This window comes from Nostoc sp., assembly GCF_036919495.1.
Taxonomy (GTDB): domain Bacteria; phylum Cyanobacteriota; class Cyanobacteriia; order Cyanobacteriales; family Nostocaceae; genus Nostoc.
On the sequence record NZ_JBALBZ010000159.1, the window covers coordinates 1 to 24,632 of the forward strand.

The window sequence follows — 24,632 nt, forward strand, 5'->3', positions numbered from 1 at the left end:
AGGGAGTTAGTCGATCCAGATTCTATAGATATTGGCTTTCACTTTCCTGGTATCAGCAAATCTTGGCGAAGTCGCAGTATTTTAATTCAAATCCGATTTTATCAAGATCCCATCAATAATTCCCGCCGTGCGATCGGCGTGGAGGTAGCTGGATTCGATCATCGCGGCGAAGCGTGGCGACTTTCTACGGTAGAAAACTGGAATGTTGTCGGCGCATCTTCACCTTCTAGTGAAATCGAGGATAAGCTCAAACAAATTTGCCGACAGATTTTAGAAGTTTTTAATAAACTAAGTGAATGAAGGGGGCAGGAGGAAACCTCTCCCATGTTCGCGCAGCGTCTTGTAGAGAGCATCTTGCAATTTTTAATTAATAATTTTTAATTTTTAATTGGAGCAAAGCGACTTGACCACCGTAATCTTTGTACATGGCACTGGCATTAGAGAACGAGAATACAACGAAACTTTTCAGATAATTGAGCAAAACATTCACGCCCAACGTCCTGATATCATAGTTTCTCCCTGCCTTTGGGGTGCATTAGGTGCAACGTTCAATCAGAATCGGGCATCAGTACCCTTGGAGAATGCGACACTGGCTTTATCTCAAGGAGAAGAAGACGCAGAGATTGTACTGTGGGGGCAATTATACCGCGACCCTCTGTATGAATTACGGGTGTTGTCTTTGCAACCGATTCAGTCAGGAAATCCCTTTGGGGAAGAACCAGGAGATATTTTACAATCTCGTGTAGCGAGTTTCACTCCGGCGTTGGAACTGCAAGCTACGTTGCAAGAGGCGGGAATTGCAGAGGTATTTGAGCCAGCACGAGAGGTGGTTATCCAAAGTGAACCATATCAACGGGCATTGCTCACAGTTTCCGAATCTGATTTGAGCGAATATTACACACCAATAGTTAGAGCAGTTGTGGCTCAAGCAATGTTTATTAGCGAACAGCAAGAAAAATTTCCCGCCATACTCACCGATGCCCAATTTCGGGATGATGTTGTGGAATTGCTGACTCTGGCTTTAGGAGAGCCGGAGTTAGGATTGGGTGGCTGGTTCTTAAAGCCACTTGTTGAACTAGCGCAGCACGGCGGAACAAATTATATAAGAGGAAACCGCCTTGAGTTAACTGATAAAATTTCGCCTATGCCTGGTGATATTTTGTTGTATCAGACGCGGGGTGAAAAAATCAGGGCATTTATCCAGCAACAAATTGCCCAAGCAGAACCGCCAGTGGTTTTAATCGCCCATAGTTTGGGAGGTATCGCTTGTGTAGATTTGCTAGTGCAGCAGCAGTTGTCTCAGGTGGAATTATTGGTAACAGTTGGTTCCCAAGCACCATTTTTATATGAGATTAACGCCCTCAACAGCTTAGAATATGGGCAATTATTGCCAGAGCATTTCCCGCAATGGTTGAATATCTACGATTTACGCGATTTTCTCAGTTACGTGGGTAATAAAATGTTCCCTGAGCGCGTGCAGGATGTGGTAGTGGATAGTAGACAACCATTTCCCCGTTCCCACGGTGCTTATTGGACAAATGCCACAACCTGGGAGGCGATTATTTCGAGGTTGCCATAATGGTTTACTTTTTACGGTATCTAGAAAAACCCACTCAAAACCTCTCAAATACAAGGCTACGGTATACAGACAAGTCGAATTACCCCCCTCAATCCCCCCTTGGAAAGGGGGGAAGCCGGAAATCTAGTTCCCTCCCCTTTATAAGGGGAGGGTTAGGGTGGGGTAAAAACCAGATTCGTAAACTACTTCAGACTTGTGTGTACAGCGTAGGAGGAACGCTAAAAGCCCCCTTCTTAATGGGGTTAGGCGATCTCTTGTGCGTAATTCCTAATAACGTGAGAGGCTAAGTCATCATGCAGTTGATGGCGAAACCTGAGCGAACATTTGGTTTAATTGTGGGTATTGAAAAATACCACGAATCTGGTTGGAACGTGCCAGGTGGGGGGCCAGCCGATGACGCGCTGAAATTTGCTCATTGGTTGCATCGGCACGGTGTACCGAAAGAGAATATCCGGTTATGTTTATCAGCGCTGGAAGAAAATCATCAGTTAATTGGGGAATGTGGGTTAAATGTAGAGTTAGCAACAGAGCAAAATATCTCCGACATTGTGACTAACTTTTTATCCCCAAAGTCGGGCGATTTACTCTACATTTTTTGGGCGGGACATGGTTTGATTACCTCAGAACGAGAGCGAAGATTGCTTTGTGCTGATGCGAATAAACAGAATTGGCAGAATTTAGATTTAAATTCTTTATTAGTTTTGTTGGGTTCCGATAAATTTCAGATTCGTAATCATATTTGTATTATTGATGCCTGTGCCAATTATGTTTTAGAGTCGAAGGGAAGACCAACTAACTTAGGTGGCAAAGCTTTTTTGAGTGGTCAGCCACATAAAGATAGTCAACAATTTGTGTTACTGGCTACGCGGGAAGGAGAGACAGCAAAGGTAAATTCGGAAAATAAAACAGGATACTTTTCTCAAGCTGTGCGGGAGGCTTTAGCCGCAGCTAATGGGACTTTTCCCCCGAATATGAGAGAAGTTACTGAGGCAGTTAAGCAGCAATTTATTAGTTTAGATAAAAAACAACTGCCGACTTATTTTTATTCTCGCAGTTGGGATGGAGATATTGAAAAATCTCATTTCAACCCGTTTGATATCCCGCATAATATCCAACAGAGTCAAGCTCGTAAATTTGTTGGCAGGGATGAGCAAATAGAACAATTACGTGAGCTATTACAAGCAAACGATGTTGTGGTAATTAGCGATGTGACTGGACAAGGTGGCGTGGGTAAAACAGAGTTAGCTATTCAATACTCATGCCAGTATTTGGAAGATTATTCTGGCGGGTGTTGTTGGTTAAATCCCCAAGGTATTGATTTGGGAACCCAGTTAGTAGAGTTTGGAGTTGTGAATTTACCTAACTTTAATCCACCGGATGGATTAAGCCTAGCAGGTCAAGTTGCTTATTGCTGGAAGAATTGGCAAGCTGGCAAAGTTCTATTAATATTTGATGATGTCAAAGACTGGAAGCAAATTCAACCCTACCTACCACCCAAAGGTTCTCGGTTTAAGGTGTTGATTACCACTCGTATAAATACAGGGTTAGTATATCCATCAATGCCGTTAGGTGGATTGTCAGAAGATGGAGCCTTAGAATTATTAGCAAAGCTATTGGGGGATGAATATGTTCAACAAAATACGGAGACAGCAAAAGAAATTTGTAAATTAATCGGTTATTCACCCATTGCACTCTACCAAATAGCGGGGCATAGTCAAAACCGAGGAGGAGTATTATGCTAGCAGACATTCTCGCGCGGCTACAAAAGCAAACATCAGCAGGCGAGTCTGGTGTAGCAGCAGCTTTTGAGTTGAATTGGCAAAGCTTAGAACCAGAGGCGCAAAAATTGGCAAGTCTTTTGAGTTTGTTTGCTTTGGCTCCTATCCCTTCGTCTTTGGTAGAATCAGCAGCAAGTTATAGCCATTGGGAATTTGACCTCAAAGCTAACTGCACTATTTTAGTTGAGCGTTATTTGCTGCAAGAATTGGCAGAGGACACCTACCAAGTTCATGAACGCATTCGGGAATTATTGCAGCAGAAGTTAGAAGATTTGGCTGAAGCTGACGAACTCAAGCGCGGCTATTGTCAAGCAATGGTAGCCGTAGCAGAGGATATTCCTCAGACACCCACATTGATAGACATTGCTCAAGCAACTTTTGCCATTCCTCACCTTAGGGAAGCTGCCACAGTTTACCAAGCTTGGTTAAGTGATGATGATTTAATCTCACCTTTTGTAAGCTTGGCTAGATTTTACGAAGGTCAAGGAGCCTATGAGCAAGCCTTACCTTGGTGTAAACAAAGTTTATCAGCCGCTAGAAAACGTTTTGGGGATGAACACCCTGATGTGGCAAGTAGCCTGAACAATTTGGCAGGACTCTACAATTCACAGGGAAGGTACAGCGAAGCCGAACCTTTGTACATCCAAAGTTTGGCGATGAGAAAACGCCTGCTGGGGGATGAACACCCCTCTGTGGCAACTAGCCTGAATAATTTGGCAGGACTCTACGATTTACAGGGAAGGTACAGCGAAGCCGAACCTTTGTACATCCAAGCTTTGGCGATGACAAAACGCCTGCTGGGGGATGAACACCCCTCTGTGGCAACTAGCCTGAACAATTTGGCAGGACTCTACAAATCGCAGGGAAGGTATAGCGAAGCCGAACCTTTGTACATCCAAAGTTTGGCGATAGACAAAAGCCTGCTGGGGGATAAACACCCTTCTGTGGCAACTAGCCTGAACAATTTGGCAGAACTCTATCGTTTACAGGGAAGGTACAGCGAAGCCGAACCTTTGTACATCCAAAGTTTGGCGATGAGAAAACGCCTGCTGGGGGATGAACACCCCTCTGTGGCAACTAGCCTGAACAATTTGGCAGAACTCTATCGTTTACAGGGAAGGTACAGCGAAGTCGAACCTTTGTACATCCAAGCTTTGGCGATGACAAAACGCCTGCTGGGGGATGAACACCCCTCTGTAGCAACTATCCTGAACAATTTGGCACTCCTCTACGATTCACAGGAAAGGTACAGCGATGCCGAACCTTTGTACATCAAAGCTTTGGCAATGAAAAAACGCCTGCTGGGGGATGAACACCCAGATGTGGCAACTAGCCTGAACAATTTGGCAGGACTCTACGAATCACAGGGAAGGTACAGCGAAGCTGAACCTTTGTACATCGAAGCTTTGGCGATCGCTGAACAACAGTTGGGGGCAAATCATCCCAATACAATAACCATTCGTGGAAATCTGGAAGACTTGCGGCGGAATCGTCAGCCTTGATTCAGGAGAATGGTTGCTTTTGTCTGGCGTTGGTTTCAGTAATTTAGGTAATCTGCGCCGACTGCATTACCCGCCTGGGATTCAAATTTTAGTCTAATAAGTAGTCAATATAATTAATTACACAATGTCATTGCAAATGCAGTGAAGCAAAATAATGCGATCGCACAACCTAAAACTACTTCTCTACGATATGCTTTGCGAAGGGTGCGATCGCACTAACTGTAAATATTTTTGTTTATCTACTTAACGAGGCTTTTATCTCCGTCAACGAGGCTTTTATCTCCGTTAACGAGGCTTTTATCTCCGTCAACGAGGCTTTTAGCTCCGTTCACGAGTCTTTTAGCTCCGTTCACGAGGCTTTTATCTCCGTTAACGAGGCTTTTATCTCCGTCAACGAGTCTTTTATCTCCGTTCACGAGTCTTTTAGCTCCGTTGACGAGTCTTTTAGCTCCGTTGACGAGTCTTTTAGCTCCGTTAACGAGGCTTTTATCTCCGTCAACGAGGCTTTTAGCTCCGTTAACGAGTCTTTTAGCTCCGTTAACGAGTCTTTTAGCTCCGTTAACGAGCCACTGAACTCATTTATGATGGTAAAATTTGAAATCCAGCTTGATAAAAATGATTATCTAAGGTTAAAGCTGTAACAATCTCTCGTTGTTGCATAACGATAAATGATAAACAATCAGTGAGAGAATACGATTTATCTTTATGCTTTTGAAAATATTCCCATCCCTGATTAAATAGAGTTCGATCGATTTCGATTAATTCTATATCAGGACTTTCTAATAAACGATTACCAACTTCAACTGCTTTATAATGAAGGTTCCGACTATTAAAAAAAGTAACAATTTCATCAAAAACGTATGTTGTTGTGATTAAAAAAGGTTTGGATTTTATTAAAGTAGCCCAATTTTGTAATACTTTTTAATGAGCATCTTCATTTTTGATTTCCAGAGCTAAAATATAGCTGGTATCTAAAAAGTAGATACTTCTCATGGGTTATATAGGACTATGATTTGATTTCTGAAAAAATCTAAGTAGTAAGTAGGGTGCGTTACGCCAAAGGCTAACGCACCTAACCTTTGGGCGGTGCGTTAGCCTTTGGCGTAACGCACCCTACGTATATTTCAATAATCAAATATGAGTCCTATAGAGATAGCGATCGTGGTTAATTGCACCATCTTTTACGTCACATTCCACAGGATTTGAACCTAAATCCCAAATAGAAGATGTTTGTTTAATGCTAGTAATAATAATCTTTCCATTTTCTTGAATAATCTCAAACTCTTGGTTTTCTCCTAATAGTTCTTTAGGGATTAATAAGCCTTTTTCTGTTGCTGTTAATTTCATGTTTAATTACCTCGATTGATTTTGTAAGCTAATCAAATGAATTTGCTTTAAGGCGGGCAAGATGCCCACCCCACAAAATTGGATAAGGCTACCAGTTACCTACAGGTTGAGCATTATGAGAAAATATTGAGGGATCGATTGAAATGCCTAACCCCTCAGCTACACGACTACCATAAGAAACATCTGCCCGGAAGAAGTGGCAAAGTTGACGCATTTGGATGTCCTGCCTTGCTTGAGAGAGACTACCGACAATATTTTTAGCAAGCCGCTCTTGCTGTTCAGGAGTTAGTAACCGATAGAGATTACCTGCTTGGGTGTAATCGTCGTTTCCTTCACGATGACTGTAACGATCAACTGTGACATCGCCCAAATGACTAGGTGGTTCTGCATAAGTTGGATTTTCTTTGGGCGTACCCTCAGCACTATTCGGTTCATAGTTAGGAACGCTACCGCCGTTGTTCCCCGATGCCATAAAGCCATCTCGCTGATAATGCATTACTGGACATTTGGGCTGATTAACGGGTAGTTGCTGATAGTTACCACCCAAGCGATACCGTTGAGCATCTGGGTAAGAAAAAATTCGAGCTTGCAGCATTTTGTCTGGAGAGAAACTAACGCCAGGAACCACTGCACTAGGGCTAAAAGCGGCTTGCTCTACTTCGGCAAAATAATTCTCTGGGTTCCGATTTAGCTCTAATATCCCGACTTCAATTAAAGGATATTCGCCTTGTTTCCAAACTTTGGTCAAGTCAAAAGGATTATCAGGATGTTTTGCCGCTTGCTCCTCGGTCATCACTTGAATACACATCCGCCATTTGGGATAATCTTTGTTAGCGATCGCTTCAAACAAATCGTGAGTTGCATGATCGGGATCTTCGCCCTTAATCTTGGCTGATTCTTCCTCAGTCAAGGTTTGATGCCCTTGCAGAGTCTTAAAGTGAAATTTACACCAAACGCGATCGCCTTCAGCATTAATTAAACTGAAGGTGTGGCTACCAAAGCCATCCATGTTTCGATGGGTTTTCGGAATTCCCCGATCTGAAAACAAAATCGTCACCTGGTGAAGCGATTCTGGACTGAGTGACCAAAAATCCCACTTTGCATTCTGGTCTTTGCAATTGGTTTGGGGATTGCGCTTTTGGGTATGGATAAAATCAGGAAACTTCAAAGGGTCGCGGATGAAGAAAATAGGGGTATTGTTACCTACAAGATCCCAGTTACCCTCCTCAGTATAAAACTTGAGGGAAAAACCTCTAGGGTCGCGCTCGGCATCTGCTGAACCTTTTTCTCCTCCGACTGTAGAGAAACGCAAGAGAAGTTCCGTTTTCTTGCCAATTTCAGAAAAAAGTTTGGCTTTACTGTAGCGGGTAATGTCATTGGTAATAGTCAAAGTGCCGTGAGCAGCCGCACCTTTAGCGTGGACAACTCTTTCAGGAATACGTTCTCTGTTGAAATGAGCCAGCTTTTCTAAAAGGTGGAAATCCTGGATTAATACAGGCCCGCGCGATCCAGCCGTGAGTGAGTTCTGATTATCAGCAACAGGAATACCGTCAGCAGTTGTCAAGTTTTGGGGTTCAGTCATCGGTAAAGAAGCTCTCCATTAAGTTACTCAGATTGCCCACAGTACATTTTAGTCAGTAGATAGATACCTACTGATAGAATAATGTAATTCATAGTCATAACGAGTTTATCTATAAATCATACTCGAAATGATTATGAATTACCATAAATTTTTTTGTATTTTGGTAAGATGCAGAGGCAATATATCTTCTTTACACTGCCTTTCAGGTATTTAAATGTTTGAGAATCAACGAGCAAACATCTGTCGCCTCAATTTGATGTTCACCAACTAGGTGAGTTTGATGGGTGATAAATAGAGGCCCTTCATCTGGGGAAGTGGTGATATTACCGTGAGAGCCACGCACCAGGGAAGCATCCAGAGGAATCACATCCATCAGGTAGCGAAAACCCAGTTGTTTCTTAAGTAACTTGAGAGCAATTTTTCCTTGAGGAAATTTTATTTGCGGATCGAGGAAAAGTTCTACAGGATCGTAACCAGGTTTGCGGTGGATATCTACTGTTCTGGCAAAATCAGGCGCTTTCGCATCATCAAGCCAATAATAATAGGTAAACCAAGCGTCAGATTGAGCGATCGCTACCAACTCCCCCGATCTAGGATGATCGAGATGGTAGGTTTGTTTACCCTCTTCATCCAATACCTGGGCTACGCCTTCAGTCGCTTCTAAAAGCGATCGCACTTTCGGGATGTACGCCGGATCATTCACATACACATGAGCGATTTGATGATCGGCAACGGCAAAGGCAATGCTAGCACCAAAATCGAGCAGTTCTCGCCCTAATTCTTCCCGCACAGCAATTAAACCGTTTTCCCTTAATACGCGGTTGATATCCACTGCTTTGGAAACTGGGGTAATACCATACTCAGAAAGAATAATTACTTGAGTATTACGTGCTTGATAATATTCAATTAAATCACCACAAACAGCATCAATTTCTTGCAAATCAGCTTGGATGTGTTTTTCATCATGACCAAATTTTTGCAGACAGTAATCTAAATGTGGCAGATAAACTAGTGATAATGTAGGGCTATAACGTTCCTCAATCCATTTTGCTGAATTGGCAATCCATTGACTAGAACTAATGGTAGTTTTTGGGCCCCAAAAATCGAATAAAGGGAAGTTTCCTAAATCAGATTGAATTTGCGATCGCACATCACTAGGATGGGTATAAATATCAGGTAATTTTCTCCCATCTGCGGGATACATTGGGCGCGGCGTAATGGCATAATCTACTGAAGAATACATGTTGTACCACCAAAAAAGGTTGGCACAAGTGAAGTTTGGATCAATTGATTTAGCTATTTCCCAAACTTTGGGAGCCTGCACTAGTTTATTAGACTGCCGCCAAAACTTCACTTCACATTCATCGCGGAAGTACCAACCATTAGCGACTATTCCATGTTCATCAGGCAATTTTCCTGTTAAATAAGTAGCCTGAACAGAACAAGTTACAGCAGGTAAAACTGTTGCGATCGGGACTACTTGCCCAATACCCGCCCAAGAAGATAAGAACGGTGTGTTTTCTCCTAGTAAACTGGGCGTTAATCCCACGACATTTAGAACAACCGTTTTCTGCATGAAATTAATCTCCTCTTAATTTGCGGCAAATTCTTTTAATACCCACTCATATTCTCGTTGAATAGAAGTCAGCAAATCTATCTTCATTTCTGCTGGTAATACATCCCAAGTGTAAGTTTCAATTTCTAAATGTGAGCAAGCATTGTTTGTTTGAAGTAGATGTAAAACAGTAGCAATATCATCTTGCGTAGACTGCAAAATTTGATAATCATGAATAAAAATTGGGACATGGAAGTGAGTTCGCCACTCTTCAGCTAAAGATTGCTCTAAATGTGGTAATGCATTTATTAAATCAGGATAGTGATGGAGTGTACCATCACTGCGACGTTCTATTACTTGGTGAAGATAAGTAGATTCAGCAAAAGGACGTAAACGTTCAACTATCAAACTACGCTTTTCAATATCAGCAGGAATTTTTACTTTAATTGCGGCGCTGATTTGAATTTTGCCAATTTTAATTCCTGCTGATTGGAAACGTGCAAATACAGATTGTGGTTCCTCATATTCAACTGAAAAATGGCAAGTATCATAACAAATCCGAACGTGTTCTAGCAATTTAGTTTCTGCTAGACTCTGTTCCATATTTAATTTATCTGATAAATAATTACCACCAATTGGTAATAGCCAATTTTGATAGAAATCAATTACTTCTGAGGTATTTTCAATTAAACCATCAGGCTCAGGTTCTAAATCAATATGGAGTATTTTTCCTGTTTCTTCGTAGATGCGAATCATTTCTATAACAACTGATGCTATATTTAAACAACTCTTTTTCAGAACTGTCTCGAAAGTTGCTTGGTCTTTTTGCCACCAAGGTTTATAGGATAATGGCAGCGTAGAAATTCCGCCATCAAGTTCTTCTGGTAATAGAGTAGCTAAGATTTGTACCAAGTTTAATGTATAATGGACTCGTTCTTGTGTAGACCAATCTGGTGCATAAACTTGGTCTTTTACTACCTGTCGATGGAATCCGCCATAAGGGAATCCATTTAAGGTGAAAACGTATAAATCTTCTTGACTAAGCCACCCTTGGAATTGAGCCAAGTTATTATTTTGTAACAGTTCTTTAGCAGCTGCATCTGCTAATCTTAAACCAATACCAAAAGGTGCTGTTGGCGATAAACGTGACTTGAGATTGAGAACATACTTTTCTAAATTGGCGAAAACTTCTAGCCAACTTTCACCAGGGTGAATATTGCTGCAATAAGTTAAGTGATGATTGTTTTTTGTAATTTTCATTTTCTAGCTTTATCCCTTGTATATGTAATTTATTTGGCTTATATTATTTCACAAAATACCTGCCATATATTCAGTTGTATGGGCGCACATCTATGCGCCCACACAGCCAATTCATGGTATTACTGGGTATATACATTCAAATTTAAGTAACGGCAAATACTTTTGCTAACTTCATCGAAAATGGCAGCAAAATTAGAATCAATAAACCGTAATACAAACCAGCAAAACCAGATGCAATAGTTGCATCTAGAACTATTAGAGATAAAACGCCTATTTTCACGGCATTTCGGATATTTTCGGCGACTGGTTCACGCGCAGCTTTGATAAAATTAGGCAAAACTCTGATAGCTAATAAAGCAGCAAATGGTAGTGCTGCGATCGCTGCATAGTCTCCTAATAATCCTAAAGTTAAAACTGCCGTTAAAACTATTGCAATCAGCAGTAATGCAAGTACTCCCGTAATCTTCTTACCTCCGTGAACTTCACCCTGACTAATTGCGGTGATAGCAGCAATGTAAATAATAGGAATCAGCGCTAAATACCAACGTTCTCCTATCATTGCTGGTACGGCACTTACGCCTAATAATAAGTTACTGCCACGACACAAACCCATATTTAAAGGGCCAAAAAAAGGATGATGTTTGGCGAGTGAGTTATACAATAGGCATGAAAGAGTGATAAATATAGCGATCGCACCACTCACCAACGATACTTGAAAAGCAGCTATAATACCAATCGCAAACAGTATACTCCCCAATAAAGTAGCATTTTCACGAGATACGCGACCACTGGGAATTGCTCTACTTGGTCGCTCTTTTGCATCTAATTCAGCATCAAAAACATCGTTAAAAACTACACCACCGCCGTATAAACCAGTTGTAGCTAATAACAACCAAGCTAATGGAATTAGTATGGTAAAACTTGCTTCTCTATTAATTATTTGAGCAAAAATCATCCCAGAGCCAGAAGCAGCAAAACCAACAAGAATATCCGCCCAAGCAGTAACAATATTAGCAGGACGCATCAATTCAAGATAACCCCGCCAGCCTTGAAAATTTAAGCTTGCAACATTCACTTATCTGCCTCCCTGCCTAGTAATTTTTCAAAATAAACTGCATATTAAGATAAAAATCTCTCTTGCAATGCCCAATCCTCCCTTCCAATTTTTTACTCAATCAATACATAATCTGAAACTGATTTAATTCCTGGTTCTTGTCCCCGCAACACAGAATTGCCATTGAACAATTGACGCTGATCAATAGATTGGGGATTGAGCCAGTCTGATGCTTGCATCTGCCCAGTTTGACTGTAAGCAGCTAGGGCATTTTCATAACAAACTGCTCGCACATGTTCTTCAGGAATGCCCCTATCTAACATCAACTGAGCCGTTTTTGGGACTGCCAAAGGATCGCTAATACCCCAATCAGCACTACTATCTACAATAATGCGATCGCGTCCATACTTACGGACAACTTCTACCATCCTGGCGTTACCCATCTTCGTCTGTGGATAAATCGTAAAAGCTGCCCAAAAACCCCGTCCTAATACTTCCTCAACCGTTTCCTCGTTGTTGTGATCAATAATTACTTGTGAAGGATCTAAGCCATATTCAATACAGCGATCCATACTCCGACTAGCACCCGCCTTTTTATTACGATGAGGGGTATGAATTAGCACCAACATATCGAGTTCTTTGGCTAATGCTAACTGTTGACAAAAGTATTTATCTTCTGCTTCTGTCATGTCGTCGTAGCCAATTTCACCAATGGCAACAACACCTTCTTTACAAGCATAAAGTGGCAGCAGTTCTATAACTTCTGCTGCTAGTGCTTCGTTGTTAGCTTCTTTCGGATTGAGGCCAATTGTGCAGTAATGTTGGATGCCAAATTGACTAGCACGAAACCGTTCCCAGCCCACAAGACTACTGAAATAGTCTTTGAATGTGCCAGCGTTCGTTCGCGGTTGTCCTAACCAAAAGGCTGGTTCAATAACGGCGACAATGCCATATTCTCGCATTACTAAGTAATCGTAAGTAGTACGCGAACACATGTGAATGTGAGGATCGATGAACATCATGGTGTGATTTAATGAGCAATAAATTTTATGAGGAATTGAGTATTTGGAAAATTTTTACCTAGTCCCCAGTCCCCTTTATTTGTAAACAAAAAGGCGTTAGCGCAGCTCGCCGCAGGCATCGCGGCTAAAATTATTCCAAGTCAGATTACCTTTTTGAATGGATGACTGTAAATCTGGGTAACGGGAAAGTAATTCTTGTGCTTGGAGTAAAGAAGACTCAGCACAAGCTAACGCTGCTGCTTCTTGCTCGTGTATATCCCCATTAGCCAGTACTTTTTCTAAATCTGTGATGATTGCACTATCCGCAAACCGTCCTACAGGTCGCCAAAGTTCTGGCGTAACTGAGCGTTTAGCTGCCCAACGTTCATGGGCATAGTCTGCTAACATCCTTGCCAATTCTGGATTAGCACGCCGATCCAGTCCCCAAATTAGATGCAACGGACTACCGACAAACACAGCCTTTAGCACCATCTGATTCCAAGCAGCATTATCTAAATAATCTGCTGGATAAGGGTTACGTAGTGCGATCGCTTGAAATACATTACTCATATTGCTGCGAATTCCCTCAGCAGCACGGTGGCGATGTAACTCTGGATGTGGTAACAACGACAAACTTTGATAAAGGACAACTAACTCCCCCATATCGGCAGTGGAGAATAATTTTTCAAGCGTTGGCGCAGCCTCTCCAAAGGAGACTCGCACATAGCCCTCAGCATCATCATGGGGCAAAGCTAGAAGCAAAAGTGTACGACCTGCTTGATCTACACTCCAATGACCAGGATACCAACCAGGAATCACATCCTGGGCTGCTTCCAAGTCCTGGAATGTTAGCTGCAAATCCTCTTTACCTAGATAACGCGGCACACCACTAAAAGCGGTAAAAAATACTCTCTCAGCAGCACCGTTAGCAATCTGTGCCTGTTTCTGTTCCAGCCAAGCAAAAGCTTTCTCTGAAACAGACTTTAACAGCCAGTGATGCAGTAACTCGTTTACTTTACTCATGATGAATTTCAGGAAAAGTTGCCCAACTTTTTTATGGCAACCAAGTATAAAATCTAGCACTAAACTTGATACTTTGTGATTCAAGCAGCTAGTTAATATACTACTGAGATTATAACTTCACTGAATCTATAAAAATCTCTTGACTTTCAATAAGATACTGTAAAGATACCATTTCAATTAGATAAAGGATCAAATTTTATTACGGAATAAAATTAGAATTTAATGTAATAATAATATCTATAGACAATCTTAAATATAAAATTCCGACAATCAATAAAGTTGTTAATAGATGTAATTTTGAAGGCTTTAAATTAAAGTAAACAAACTTCAAAATTACGATATATTTCTTATTTAATTTTGATGTTAAATTATTTTAAATTTTAGCTTTTAAAGAACTTAATTTTCCAACTTTCTATCATTTCAATTGCAGTGTTGCATGTATTTACACTTACTTAATAAGTAGTAAGATTCCAATGGCTATTCAACAAAAAACCGTTCTTAATCTTCAACCAATTAACCAATGTGTTCGCGTGACCTTCAATTATGATGTTCACTTTACTAGAGGTCTGTTTCAGTTAGAAAATCCTTTACTCGCACAAGCGATCGCCGCAGATGGGGAAACAGCGCCAAAACAAGTGCTAGTAGTCGTAGATGCAGGATTTTTACAGTATCAAGATGGGTTGCTAAAAAAATTATCAGTTTACGCTCAGTATTATCAAGATGTACTAACACTAACTGGTGAGCCGATAGTAGTTCCGGGTGGAGAAGCAGTCAAGAACGATTCTAGATTTATAGAGCAAATTCATCAGCAGATAAATGTAGCTGGATTGTGTCGTCACTCCTACATCTTAGCAATTGGAGGTGGAGCCGTTCTAGATATGGCAGGATACGCAGCAACAACAGCTCACCGAGGAATTCGGCTACTACGAGTACCGACAACAGTATTAGGACAAAATGATTCGGGTGTAGGAGTAAAGAACGGAATCAATGCCTTCGGCAAGAAAAACTTTTTGGGTACATTCATGCCACCTTATGCTGTCTTGAATGACTTTGATTTTCTTACTAGCCTTGACGATCGAGATTGGCGATCGGGTATTGCAGAAGCAGTGAAAGTAGCGTTGATTAAAGATGCAGATTTCTTTGATTTCATTATGTCTAATGCCGATAAATTGGCTAATCGAGATATGGACATAATGGAAAGGCTGATCTATCGCTGTTCTCAGTTGCACTTAGAGCATATTGCTGGTAGCGGCGACCCCTTTGAAATGGGTTCATCGCGTCCTTTGGATTTTGGACACTGGGCTGCTCACAAACTAGAGCATTTAACTAATTACAGCCTACGTCATGGTGAATCTGTAGCAATCGGCATTGCTTTAGATACGACCTATTCATATTTAACAGGGCAACTCTTAGAATCTGAGTGGCAAAGGGTTCTAACTACGCTCAAGAAATTAGGCTTTACTTTGTATGTATCAGCGCTGACAGAACAATTAGATCAACTAGACCATCCGCATTGTCTATTTAGGGGGCTTACCGAGTTCCGTGAACACTTGGGAGGAAATTTAACAATCACTCTTTTACAAAGAATCGGGCAGGGAATAGAAGTTCATCAGGTGGATTTGTCTTTATATAGAGATGCTATTTTAATGCTGCAAGATTGGGAAGTTTTGCATTAATTCTCCTTTGGATGCATCGCCCAATTTTTTAGGCGATCGCTACTTCGTGGTTCTAAAAAATTGCAAGGCGATCGCGGTAATGCGATTCTGCTTGCCCAAGAAGACTCTTTACTTATTATCTATCCCTGGAATGCGAGAATCTATCAAAGAAGGACTAGCAACACCGAGCCAAGAATGTGATGGGGAGTTGGATTGGTGAGTTAGCAAGCATCTGAGGAGCCACTTCTAAACCCAGAAGAAGCGAGTTGGAGTTTGATATGAGGTCATTGAATCCGAGCAAGTAGTTAAGATAATTCGCATGTGAACGCATTACGAGTAAGTTATCTCCTCAACCCCACTTGGTGTTCACAATGAAAACCTTGATGCTCCCAAGCTTGCATATCTACTTGGGCAAGTCTTGTTACATTTGAGCATTGCGGTTGAATAACTTGGCTGAAAATCGCCCAAAATAAGCTGCGTGTTATATCTAATCCAGTTTTGGCCCAAGATTCACTATTACCAGGAACACCCAACTCCTCAACAATCTCTGTCTCTACCCAAATACCATGAGCGCCCAAGAGAATCTGTGCCATCCATTTGGCTCTGGGTAAATGACTTGGCGAAGTAATCAACATGACTTTATGCACTCCCCAATGTCGCAAAATTGGAATACCATAATAAAAATTTTCAAAGGTAGAATTCGCGCAGTTTTCTAACCAAACGTTTTGTAACCTTGCTAATTCCGCCTGAAAAATTAACCATATACAGGGGTCTGGGGAACCATGAGAAATTAAAATTGGCGTTTGCGGGTATTGTTTTGCTTGTTGGGCAACATAGGTTTCTCGATGAATACTCCCACCAACCACAAAAAAGGCATCTACTGGCTGCGAAGAAGCAAAAACTAAGGTTATAGTGGTAAAAATCAGCCAAGCGCCCAAAACAAAATATAATCCACCAGTTAGTTTTTGTAACGATTGCCACAGATTAGCAAAAAATTTTTTAATAGAAATTAACGATTTGATGGTAAATTTACGTTTCATGACTTAGGTATGAAAAGCTGATTTAATGGCAGTCTAACAGTACTGCAATTGGACGATCAAAATGCTATCTTATAAAAGTAATGAAAAAGTACAAAAATGACGCTGGTTAAAGTGTCACATGTTCAGTATAGCCTTCCGGAGAAGGCTAAAAAACTGAGAAATGGTTGTTAAGAATGCAGTATTTTCGGCATCATTCAACTATAAAAATGATGAAGGGAGCAGAGCTTAGTTTGGGGTATAAAAACTTAAAAATCTGTTGAAAGCCTGATTGTAAAACTTGTCAATAACACAATTATTTCAGCTAATATACATGAACCAATCTGCGAAAAGTTACTCGCCGCTCCAAGTAGCCTTGATTGGTGGAGCGATCGCCACTACTGCTACTATATCTGTGTTTGGCCCCGCTTGGACTCGTGGTGTCCGGGCTGCTCTAGCCCTACAAGACAGCCCAAAAGTGATAGTTGACCAAGTATGGCAACTGGTGAATCATGAATATGTTGATGGCAAATTTAATCAACAAGATTGGCAAGCAACCAGACAAAGCTTGTTGAGCAAAGACTATTCTTCTCGGGAAGAAGCTTATGCTGCCATCCGCGAAGCTTTACAAAAGTTGGGAGATCCTTACACTCGATTCATGGATCCCAAACAGTTTGAAGCCTTGACTAGCCAAACATCTGGGGAAGTCTCTGGTATTGGCATTCGCATGGAAGTGAACGAAAAAACTCAGCGTCTGACTGTTGTCGAAGCCATAGAAAATTCTCCAGCACTGAAAGCCGGGATCAAAGCAGGCGATGAAATTTTGGCAATTGACGGCAAACCCACTCTCAAAATGAAAGTGGATGATGCTTCTAAGCTAATTCGTGGCAAAGCGGGTACTCCTATCAAGCTAAAGCTGGGACGGGCGGGGCAAACTGCCTTTGATGTGAAGCTGACCAGAGCAAGCATTGAAGTGCCAACGGTACGTTATACCCTCAGACAAGAAGGGAATCGCCGTGTTGGCTACATCCGTTTGCGGGAATTTAGCGCTCACGCCGCAGACCAAATGCAACGAGCCATCCGCGATTTGAACACTAAGAAAGTTGATTCTTATGTCTTAGATTTGCGAGGAAATCCTGGCGGGTTGTTACAGGCGAGTATTGAAATTGCCCGGATGTGGTATAATGACGGCGGCATTGTCAAGACAGTAGACCGTGTGGGCGGGACTGAAGAAACTAAAGCCAATCGCACTGCTCTAACAAATCGTCCTTTGGCAGTGTTAGTGGATGGTAATTCAGCAAGTGCTAGCGAAATCCTCACAGGCGCACTTAAGGATAATAAGCGGGCGGTAGTCGTAGGTGGTCAAACCTTTGGTAAAGCCTTAGTGCAGTCAGTTCATGAACTCGCAGATGGTTCCGGCTTGGCAGTTACCATAGCCCATTACTACACCCCGGCGGGAACGGATATTAACCATAAAGGGATTGCTCCAGATATCAAGCTAGACTTGACAGAGGCACAAGAGCGGCAGTTGGCTTCTAATCCAGATTTAATTGGAACTAAGAGCGATCCACAATATGCCCGGGCGATCGCAATTTTATCAAATCGCAACTTTGCCCAACCGCCAGCAAATCAGCCCACTCGACCCATGAGCCGCGCCGATAACTTAAAATTTTAGGTGAGTGATTTGTTTTTAGGTGTTTATATAGTAGTATCCCCAAATCCAGATTTTTGGAGTTATGAAAACTGCTTGATATACCCTTCTAGGATTTTGGATTGGGAATACTAGTTAGTAATCTCATCTCTAAAATCTCAGATTTATGAATCATCAGCCAGTTGATGCAACCACCGCCACCAGTTTTTTCCCAATGGTGTCGGTGGTTGTTCCTATTTATAACGGTGAGGCAGATTTGCCAGAGTTAATCAATTGTCTGTTGTCTCAAACCTATCCGAAAGACCGGGTAGAGTACTTGTTGGTGGACAATAATAGTAGCGATCGCACTCTCACCATCCTCAAAACATCTGCCGAAAATTGCCCGATTACAATCCGCCCATTGAGCGAAAACCAAATTCAAAGCTCTTATGCTGCTCGTAATACTGGGATTCGCGCCGCTACGGGTGAAATTATTGTTTTTACCGATGCAGATTGTCGCCCACAACCGCAATGGTTAAATGCATTAATTCAGCCTTTTGTCAACAAAGAAGTGGTAATTGTCGCTGGTGAAATTTTGGCACTACCAGGCACAACTCTGCTAGAACAGCACGCAGATCGTCAAGAAACTTTGTCGCAAAAGCATACCCTTAACCATTCCTTTCGTCCCTATGGTCAAACGGCTAATTTAGCGATTCGACGCATTGCCTTAGAAAAAGCGGGTTTATTTCGTCCCTATCTTACCAGTGGTGGCGATGCCGATATTTGCTGGCGGATTTTGGCCCAAAACATCGGGCGTTTGGAATTTGCCCAAAATGCGATCGTTCAGCACCGCCACCGCGCCACACTTCAAGAACTGCAAAGTCAATGGCGGCGCTATGGACGCTCAAATCGCTATCTGCACGAACTGTACGGTGTAGATTTGATGCGAGATATTACACTCAAAGAATGCGGCTATCGTTTAGCACGTTGGTTAGTTAAGGAAATACCAAGGGATATGAAAAAGGCGATCGCAGGTAAAGCCACCCTTGCAGATTTATTAAATACTCCCATTGGTTTGTTCACTGTTAGGGCGCGTGCTGCTGGTCAACGAGACGCCAAGTTACCAGAAAATGCCAAGATAATTGAGCGACTGTAACAATATTAGGTTGGTCGTTTACTTTCGAGAACTTCTGTTGCTTTCTGGACAGAAAGTGGTCGGTAGAATAAATAGCCCTGTACATCCTCACAATTAATAGATTTCAAGAACTCCAGTTCCTCTTCTTTTTCTACCCCTTCGGCTATCAACTTCAATCCCAAGCTGTGTCCCAAGGTAACTATCGCCTTAATGATATGAGCTACTTTGACATCCTGCGTCAAATATTGAATAAAAGATTTATCTATTTTCAGATTGTGGAGTGGCAAAAGCTGTAGACGCGAGAGCGAGGAATGACCTGTACCAAAGTCATCAATGGAGAGACAAACACCCATCTGCTGTAGATCCTTTAACACCGTTCTGGTAAAATCTAAATCTTCAATGGCTGTAGTTTCCATAATTTCTAATTCTAAAAAGTGCGCCTCCAGACCCGTTTCTTCTAAAACTGTAGCTATAGTCTCCACCAATTTGGGTTGGCGGAACTGCTTAAGAGAAAGATTAACAGCGATCGTTATGGGTGGCAATCCTGCATCTTGCCAGATTTTATTTTGAATACAGGCTGTCCGTAGCACCCATTCGCCGATGGGGACAATTAATCCACTTTCTTCGACCAGGGGAATGAAAACACTGGGTGCGACCAATCCCATCTGTGGGTGCTGCCAACGCAATAGAGCCTCCATACCAGTAATTTCTTTTGTAGCAATGTTTACGCGAGGCTGATAGTGTAGCGTAAATTCATTCCGTTCTAGGGCATAGCGCAAGCTCTTTTCTAAAGTCAGGAGTTCCGGATTTTTAGCACTGAGAGAAACACTATAGAATTGGTAGTTATTCCGCCCTTTGTCCTTGGCGTAGTACAAAGCGGCATCTGCGTGCTGGATTAGTGTTTCAGCGTCAGGACTGTTGTTATCAAGCAACGCAATACCGAGGCTGGCAGTCACATAAAGTTCATGGTCTTGGAGATAGAAAGCATCCTCTAATGCCTGTAATATTCTATACGCTACCAGTGTTACCTCTTCAATATCATTGACTCGCGGGAGTAAGATAGTGAACTCATCACCTCCCCAACGGGCTATAGTGTCTCCGCCTCTAAGTGAGCCTTGTAATCTTTGAGCAACGCTTTGTAACAATTGGTCTCCCAGAGTGTGCCCTAAAGTGTCATTAATCACCTTGAAGCGATCCAGGTCGAGGAAGATCACAGCTAAACTTTCACCATTCCGAGTGGCGTTGGGGAGAGTTTTATTAAGCAACTCATTAAATAGTAGGCGATTGGGCAACCCTGTCAGCATGTCATGTAGGGCTTGATAGCGAATCTTTTCTTCTACTTGCTGACGTTGCCGCGCACCAATAATACTGGCGGCCATCGTCAAAAGGGTAGATTCTTCGTGCTTTGACCAATGACGCTCAAAGGTGCAGTCTGCCAAGCCAAGGTAACCCCACAACTCATTCTCCAAGCAAAGAGGTACCAGGAGAAGGGATTGAATGCCATCTCGAATCAGGAATTCTTGTTCGGCAGCAGGAAATTGTTGGGTTAGTCCGCTAATCGACTTGCCGCTAGAGAGAACAGTGTACCAACGAGCTAATCCAGAACCTTGATAAGGCTGATTCTGCCAATGCTCAAAAGTAGATTCAATAGAAGGATGTGTCCATTCAAACCCCAGGCTGACTACTATTTCTCCTGTAGCAGGATGGGGATGGTTCTGAAAGAGATAGGCACGATCTGCTTTGGCAGCTTCACCCAATACAGCTAGAGCTACATCAATACCAGTTTCATAATTCATTTCCCCAAGCAAATAATTGGCAGCTTCTGCAACTGCCTGTAGCAAGCGATCGCGCTGACGTAGTTCGGCTGTGGCTTGTTTTTGCTCTGTAATATCCCTAATAATAAAAGTTCTAATTAGATCACTTTCAGGTAAGTAAAGAACGGATTGTTCAAAAACTTCTGTACCTACTTCTACCTCCCGCACAAAAGAATTTTTTTCTACATTATTTGTACTCAAAAGTCCTGTTAAAATCGGGTGTTTTGTTCCAATTTCCCTAAGTTTGGGAAACTTGAGAGCTGCGGCTGGATTAAGATAAGTGACTCTTCCCTCCAAATCCATCTCAATGATTGGATTGGGGATGAGTTCAGGGAAGGATGCTAGGCGAGCTAGAGCAGACTCACTAGCTACTTCAAAGCTGGGATCGAGAGCTAAGGTTTGAAAAGGATTCGCGGGACTGCCTTGCTCTGATAAGAAATCAGATAAGTCTTCAACATTAAAAGATTCAGAAAATGCTTGTTCTGAAATGTTAGAAATAGCATAATATTTAGCTTGAGCTTGATTACTACCAAAGGCAATGACATCTCCACTTCTAAGATTATGGGAAAAGCACTTAGTGCCATTGACAAATAAGCCATTAGTACTCCCCTTCCCCTTATAGTTACCATCAATAATCTGAAAGCCATATTGATCAGTCTCTGGAACAGTTACTCGCAATAAAATTGCATGTTGCATTGATACTGACCGGGAAGACAAGATAATAGTGTTTGCGGGATGCCGCCCCAGAGAATAAGTCGTCTCTTGCAAGGAGACAGTTCGGCGGCCTTGCAGGTCTTGAATGACCAGCAGATGGCGTATTTTTTCCCGCTCGTTTCCTAGCATGGTTGTTCCTCAATCTTTCATATTTTTATGTCTTAGTCTGAATAATCCTACTCCCACAAGTTCCAATACCGTTAGGTTAAGGCTAACCTTTTTAAAAAAGCAGGGCATTCAGCTTTGCGGTAGAAGCTCTAGCTGTTTTCTCTATTTATACATAATTTATAAATTTTCTCCCTTTGTCTATATCATCTAAGCTTGTCTTTCTTAGGATACCCAGAATAAAATCAAACGCTGAATAGAACACTTGGTATATTTGCGGTTTTTTATTCTGAGTAATGGTAAAACTCTGAATAAAATAAATAAGCGTCTGATTTTTATTTTTTAATCAGTCAAATAGTTCTGTTTTACGGAATTAATTTTGTAAAATAGATTAGAGCAAAGCAGGAATTAAATAAATTGGGGGCATCCCAGTAGGGAAAAATATTCTAAGGATTTGAAATCGCACGCCAGTTGCTTTAATGGAGCGGGAACTCCAATTGGCGCAGCCTATGTTAGAGAAGGCAAAGGAAGGAGAATGAACCCCTAAATTTTAAAAAGGATTATAGAATAAACTAAAATATAGTCCGTTTTCTTGTAATGTTCTATCATTCGAGTTAACAGATACTAAAGGAATGCCCCAGTCAAGACGAACGGTGAAGCGATCGCCTTGTGACCAACGCAACCCTAGACCAACAGCAGCTAGAGTATTAGGGTCGGGGTTCTCTCTACCAGAACTGTTCCAGCCAACACCGAAATCCGCAAAGGGGACAACCTGTAACGTGCTATTTATCTTGGGTAAGCGCAGAATCGGTACTTGAACTTCCGCAGAAACAAAAGTGCCGTTATCTGTCAGCAGATAATCTTGACGATATCCCCGAACGCTATCCAGCCCACCTAAGCCAATTTGCTCTATGGGTAAGAGTGTTGTGGATGCTAGTTGCGTATTTAAACGAAGTAAAAGTAAGGTTTGAGGAGCTAAAAGGCGTGCCCACTGCGCTTGCGCTTGCCAAGCAAAAAAACGGCTATCAGGACGATCTTGATTAACCGTGGCATTCAACACATCTAGACCCAAACTGAATTGAGAGCGTAGGGCAATGACTTCACGGCTGTTACGACTCGTCCATTCTTGAAAAAATCGCAAGGCAGATACCCTGGTGCGTCCCTGTTCATCAGCACCAGGCGAAAGTATAGAGGGAGAAATCCCTTCTCTCTGTAGTATCCACGAGATATCACTTTCGCGTCGGGATGCTGTTAACCCAAGAGCGAATTCTTGTGTCGGAGTTTGGACTATGGGCTGACGGAATGTCAATTCGTAGTAGCGAGATGCCGATTCGATATCTAAAGATTTAAAAGCAGGTTCAATGACATTACTTGATGTAGTGCCATAGTTAAAGCTAAGTGTCCCGTTACGGGGATTGAGAGGCAATGTGTAACTACCGTCCAAGGAGTTGCTACCATCAGTGTTGGTGTATCCTAAACTCAGATTATCTCCAAATCCCAGTAAGTTGGCTTCATTCAATCGTAATCCGCGTCGGAAACTGCCAACACTAGGCGATCGCCCATTATCAAGAATTATTGGGCTACTAAAGGTTTTTGCCTCGCTGATCTTGACTTCCAAAAGACTCGTACCAGTCCGCGATCCTGCGGTAAGTTCAGCAGTCACGTTTTTAATCAAAGGATTAAGTTGCAAAAGTTGCAGTGCCTCTAGTAGACGCTGCCGATTTAGAGGCGCTGATGTAGCTATTGCTAGTCGGCTACGGACATAATTCGGATTCAACCGCCGAGTTCCAGTTACCTGGATATCTTCTAATTTACCTTCGACCACCTGAATTTTTACAACACCAGATTGGATTGTTTGAGGTGGGATATAGGCACCAGAAGTAATGTAACCATTTTGAACGTATAAATCAGTAATTTTAGAACGTGCTTGATATACTTCAGTTAGCGAGATCGGTCGTTTAGTAAATTCAGCAGTAGCTTTAGCTAACTCTTCGGGACTGAAGACTGTGCTACCAAGAACTTCAAAACGTTCAACAACAATAGTTTGAGGAAAGTTACCAGGGAGTGGTTCCTCAGGTGTGGGAGTTGGCGCAGAGGGTGGAAATAGTTCTGCTGGCGGGGGGAGTGGCTGTGGTGGTTCAGGTGATGGAACTGGCGAAGGTGAGAGTGGTTGGACATCCTGTGGCAGTGGGAGTTGTTGTTGTGACAGGATGAAATTACTAGTTGGTAATTGTGTAGTATCAACAGCTTGAGCTTTCACTGGACTAGAAGTTATGCTGCCAAGTAATAGAAGCATACTTAGTGGTAAGCAGGACACTATAAGATTTTGAGGATATTTATCAATCATCGTACCGGGCTATTTTTTGTTAGAAACTATGGAATTATTCAAGGACTGTTTCAGATGTGAATCTTACTTCATCTTTTGTCACTAAAGTTGATATCTTGGGCAAATTTAAATTTAAAAGCTAAATCAACTGGTTATTGCAGACTTAAAAACATTGATGGTGTTCGATCTGCATAAGCAAGCAGATATATTGGAATTATCTGTTGCTGCGGGAGTACGGTGTACATACAAGTCTCTTGACCTGCACCTTTGTTGCATTGACCTGCACCTTTGTTGCATTGACTTGCACCTTTGTTGCATTGACCTGCACCTTTATTGCATTGACCTGCACCTTTATTGCATTGACCTGCACCTTTATTGCATTGACCTGCACCTTTGTTGCATTGACCTGCACTTTTATTGCATTGAGTTTTTTTTGACTTGTGTGTACACCGTAGGTTGCTGCGGGAGGGGAGCAGGAGAAGCAGAGAAGTACACGAAGAAGAAGGAAACAAAAGAAAAGGAAAGAAGAGAAATTCTTCAATTTCTCTCCTCGTCA

21 protein-coding genes and 1 pseudogene are annotated in these 24,632 nt (G+C 42.0%); 8 read left to right on the forward strand and 14 right to left on the reverse strand.

Annotated elements, in window-relative coordinates; all coding sequences use genetic code 11:
• The 4 genes from V7K25_RS22755 to V7K25_RS22770 all read left to right on the forward strand — a co-directional run.
• A partial coding sequence (locus V7K25_RS22755; RefSeq protein ID WP_335160825.1) for a hypothetical protein occupies positions 1 to 300 on the forward strand: 300 nt, incomplete at its 5' end.
• A gap of 103 nt (positions 301 to 403) precedes the next feature.
• The gene (locus V7K25_RS22760) at positions 404 to 1,579 is read left to right on the forward strand and encodes a hypothetical protein (protein ID WP_335160827.1); all 1,176 of its coding nucleotides are present in this window, start codon (positions 404 to 406) and stop codon (positions 1,577 to 1,579) included.
• Positions 1,580 to 1,872: 293 nt separating this feature from the next.
• Positions 1,873 to 3,321 (forward strand): NB-ARC domain-containing protein, encoded by a 1,449-nt coding sequence (locus tag V7K25_RS22765; protein WP_335160829.1) that lies wholly within the window; start codon positions 1,873 to 1,875, stop codon positions 3,319 to 3,321.
• The gene (locus V7K25_RS22770) at positions 3,315 to 4,859 is read left to right on the forward strand and encodes a tetratricopeptide repeat protein (RefSeq protein WP_335160831.1); all 1,545 of its coding nucleotides are present in this window, start codon (positions 3,315 to 3,317) and stop codon (positions 4,857 to 4,859) included. Before V7K25_RS22765 ends, V7K25_RS22770 begins: the two co-directional genes overlap by 7 nt.
• Before the next feature lie 239 nt (positions 4,860 to 5,098).
• On the opposite strand, the gene V7K25_RS22775 is transcribed toward V7K25_RS22770, so the two are convergent.
• From V7K25_RS22775 to V7K25_RS22815, 10 genes and pseudogenes are all read right to left on the reverse strand, one after another.
• Positions 5,099 to 5,275: a hypothetical protein gene (locus V7K25_RS22775; protein ID WP_335160833.1), complete on the reverse strand. Its 177-nt coding sequence runs from the start codon at positions 5,273 to 5,275 to the stop codon at positions 5,099 to 5,101.
• A 24-nt stretch (positions 5,276 to 5,299) separates the two neighbouring features.
• Positions 5,300 to 5,392 (reverse strand): annotated as a pseudogene (locus V7K25_RS31700) (hypothetical protein); the annotation flags it as partial.
• Positions 5,393 to 5,438: 46 nt separating this feature from the next.
• Positions 5,439 to 5,753, reverse strand: coding sequence for a type II toxin-antitoxin system VapC family toxin (locus tag V7K25_RS22780; protein ID WP_335160889.1), 315 nt, complete (start codon positions 5,751 to 5,753; stop codon positions 5,439 to 5,441).
• 237 nt (positions 5,754 to 5,990) lie between these two features.
• Positions 5,991 to 6,206 (reverse strand): hypothetical protein, encoded by a 216-nt coding sequence (locus V7K25_RS22785; RefSeq protein WP_335160834.1) that lies wholly within the window; start codon positions 6,204 to 6,206, stop codon positions 5,991 to 5,993.
• 88 nt (positions 6,207 to 6,294) lie between these two features.
• Positions 6,295 to 7,788: a catalase gene (locus tag V7K25_RS22790; protein ID WP_335160836.1), complete on the reverse strand. Its 1,494-nt coding sequence runs from the start codon at positions 7,786 to 7,788 to the stop codon at positions 6,295 to 6,297.
• 202 nt (positions 7,789 to 7,990) lie between these two features.
• A complete protein-coding gene (locus tag V7K25_RS22795; RefSeq protein WP_335160838.1) occupies positions 7,991 to 9,364 on the reverse strand; it encodes an alkaline phosphatase family protein in 1,374 nt (457 codons plus the stop codon).
• A gap of 15 nt (positions 9,365 to 9,379) precedes the next feature.
• Positions 9,380 to 10,603: a metabolite traffic protein EboE gene (gene eboE, locus V7K25_RS22800; protein ID WP_335160840.1), complete on the reverse strand. Its 1,224-nt coding sequence runs from the start codon at positions 10,601 to 10,603 to the stop codon at positions 9,380 to 9,382.
• Positions 10,604 to 10,745: 142 nt separating this feature from the next.
• Positions 10,746 to 11,678, reverse strand: coding sequence for a UbiA-like protein EboC (gene eboC, locus V7K25_RS22805; protein WP_335160842.1), 933 nt, complete (start codon positions 11,676 to 11,678; stop codon positions 10,746 to 10,748).
• Positions 11,679 to 11,770: 92 nt separating this feature from the next.
• Entirely contained in the window at positions 11,771 to 12,679 is a 909-nt protein-coding gene (locus V7K25_RS22810) for a TatD family hydrolase (RefSeq protein ID WP_100903103.1), read from the reverse strand.
• 96 nt (positions 12,680 to 12,775) lie between these two features.
• Complete coding sequence (locus V7K25_RS22815) at positions 12,776 to 13,681, reverse strand: EboA family metabolite traffic protein (RefSeq protein ID WP_335160845.1); 906 nt, start codon at positions 13,679 to 13,681, stop codon at positions 12,776 to 12,778.
• Between the two features lie 473 nt (positions 13,682 to 14,154).
• On the opposite strand from V7K25_RS22815, the gene V7K25_RS22820 reads away from it, so the two are divergent.
• Entirely contained in the window at positions 14,155 to 15,357 is a 1,203-nt protein-coding gene (locus tag V7K25_RS22820; RefSeq protein WP_335160847.1) for a 3-dehydroquinate synthase, read from the forward strand.
• Positions 15,358 to 15,364: 7 nt separating this feature from the next.
• A complete protein-coding gene (locus V7K25_RS22825) occupies positions 15,365 to 15,556 on the forward strand; it encodes a hypothetical protein (RefSeq protein ID WP_335160849.1) in 192 nt (63 codons plus the stop codon).
• 121 nt (positions 15,557 to 15,677) lie between these two features.
• Here V7K25_RS22825 and V7K25_RS22830 read toward each other — a convergent pair whose 3' ends face one another.
• A complete protein-coding gene (locus V7K25_RS22830) occupies positions 15,678 to 16,376 on the reverse strand; it encodes a YdcF family protein (RefSeq protein WP_335160851.1) in 699 nt (232 codons plus the stop codon).
• 310 nt (positions 16,377 to 16,686) lie between these two features.
• On the opposite strand from V7K25_RS22830, the gene ctpB reads away from it, so the two are divergent.
• Both ctpB and V7K25_RS22840 read left to right on the forward strand, forming a co-directional pair.
• The gene (gene ctpB, locus V7K25_RS22835) at positions 16,687 to 18,027 is read left to right on the forward strand and encodes a carboxyl-terminal processing protease CtpB (RefSeq protein ID WP_335160853.1); all 1,341 of its coding nucleotides are present in this window, start codon (positions 16,687 to 16,689) and stop codon (positions 18,025 to 18,027) included.
• A 142-nt stretch (positions 18,028 to 18,169) separates the two neighbouring features.
• Positions 18,170 to 19,138: a glycosyltransferase gene (locus V7K25_RS22840; protein ID WP_335160855.1), complete on the forward strand. Its 969-nt coding sequence runs from the start codon at positions 18,170 to 18,172 to the stop codon at positions 19,136 to 19,138.
• 5 nt (positions 19,139 to 19,143) lie between these two features.
• Here V7K25_RS22840 and V7K25_RS22845 read toward each other — a convergent pair whose 3' ends face one another.
• The 3 genes from V7K25_RS22845 to V7K25_RS22855 form a co-directional block, all read right to left on the reverse strand.
• A complete protein-coding gene (locus V7K25_RS22845; RefSeq protein ID WP_335160857.1) occupies positions 19,144 to 21,774 on the reverse strand; it encodes an EAL domain-containing protein in 2,631 nt (876 codons plus the stop codon).
• Positions 21,775 to 22,300: 526 nt separating this feature from the next.
• A complete protein-coding gene (locus V7K25_RS22850) occupies positions 22,301 to 24,046 on the reverse strand; it encodes a ShlB/FhaC/HecB family hemolysin secretion/activation protein (RefSeq protein WP_442948109.1) in 1,746 nt (581 codons plus the stop codon).
• A 244-nt stretch (positions 24,047 to 24,290) separates the two neighbouring features.
• Positions 24,291 to 24,617, reverse strand: coding sequence for a hypothetical protein (locus V7K25_RS22855; protein WP_335160861.1), 327 nt, complete (start codon positions 24,615 to 24,617; stop codon positions 24,291 to 24,293).
• Positions 24,618 to 24,632 lie beyond the last annotated feature (15 nt).

Bases quoted from the DNA above. Each gene is read 5' to 3' on its own strand.
- V7K25_RS22845 (WP_335160857.1), bottom strand. From the start codon at position 21,774: ATGCTAGGAAACGAGCGGGAAAAAATACGCCATCTGCTGGTCATTCAA.
- V7K25_RS22795 (WP_335160838.1), bottom strand. From the start codon at position 9,364: ATGCAGAAAACGGTTGTTCTAAATGTCGTGGGATTAACGCCCAGTTTA.
- ctpB (WP_335160853.1), top strand. From the start codon at position 16,687: ATGAACCAATCTGCGAAAAGTTACTCGCCGCTCCAAGTAGCCTTGATT.
- V7K25_RS22840 (WP_335160855.1), top strand. From the start codon at position 18,170: ATGAATCATCAGCCAGTTGATGCAACCACCGCCACCAGTTTTTTCCCA.
- V7K25_RS22770 (WP_335160831.1), top strand. From the start codon at position 3,315: ATGCTAGCAGACATTCTCGCGCGGCTACAAAAGCAAACATCAGCAGGC.
- V7K25_RS22765 (WP_335160829.1), top strand. From the start codon at position 1,873: ATGCAGTTGATGGCGAAACCTGAGCGAACATTTGGTTTAATTGTGGGT.
- V7K25_RS22810 (WP_100903103.1), bottom strand. From the start codon at position 12,679: ATGATGTTCATCGATCCTCACATTCACATGTGTTCGCGTACTACTTAC.
- V7K25_RS22790 (WP_335160836.1), bottom strand. From the start codon at position 7,788: ATGACTGAACCCCAAAACTTGACAACTGCTGACGGTATTCCTGTTGCT.
- V7K25_RS22820 (WP_335160847.1), top strand. From the start codon at position 14,155: ATGGCTATTCAACAAAAAACCGTTCTTAATCTTCAACCAATTAACCAA.
- V7K25_RS22850 (WP_442948109.1), bottom strand. From the start codon at position 24,046: ATGCTTCTATTACTTGGCAGCATAACTTCTAGTCCAGTGAAAGCTCAA.
- eboE (WP_335160840.1), bottom strand. From the start codon at position 10,603: ATGAAAATTACAAAAAACAATCATCACTTAACTTATTGCAGCAATATT.
- V7K25_RS22815 (WP_335160845.1), bottom strand. From the start codon at position 13,681: ATGAGTAAAGTAAACGAGTTACTGCATCACTGGCTGTTAAAGTCTGTT.
- V7K25_RS22830 (WP_335160851.1), bottom strand. From the start codon at position 16,376: ATGAAACGTAAATTTACCATCAAATCGTTAATTTCTATTAAAAAATTT.
- V7K25_RS22785 (WP_335160834.1), bottom strand. From the start codon at position 6,206: ATGAAATTAACAGCAACAGAAAAAGGCTTATTAATCCCTAAAGAACTA.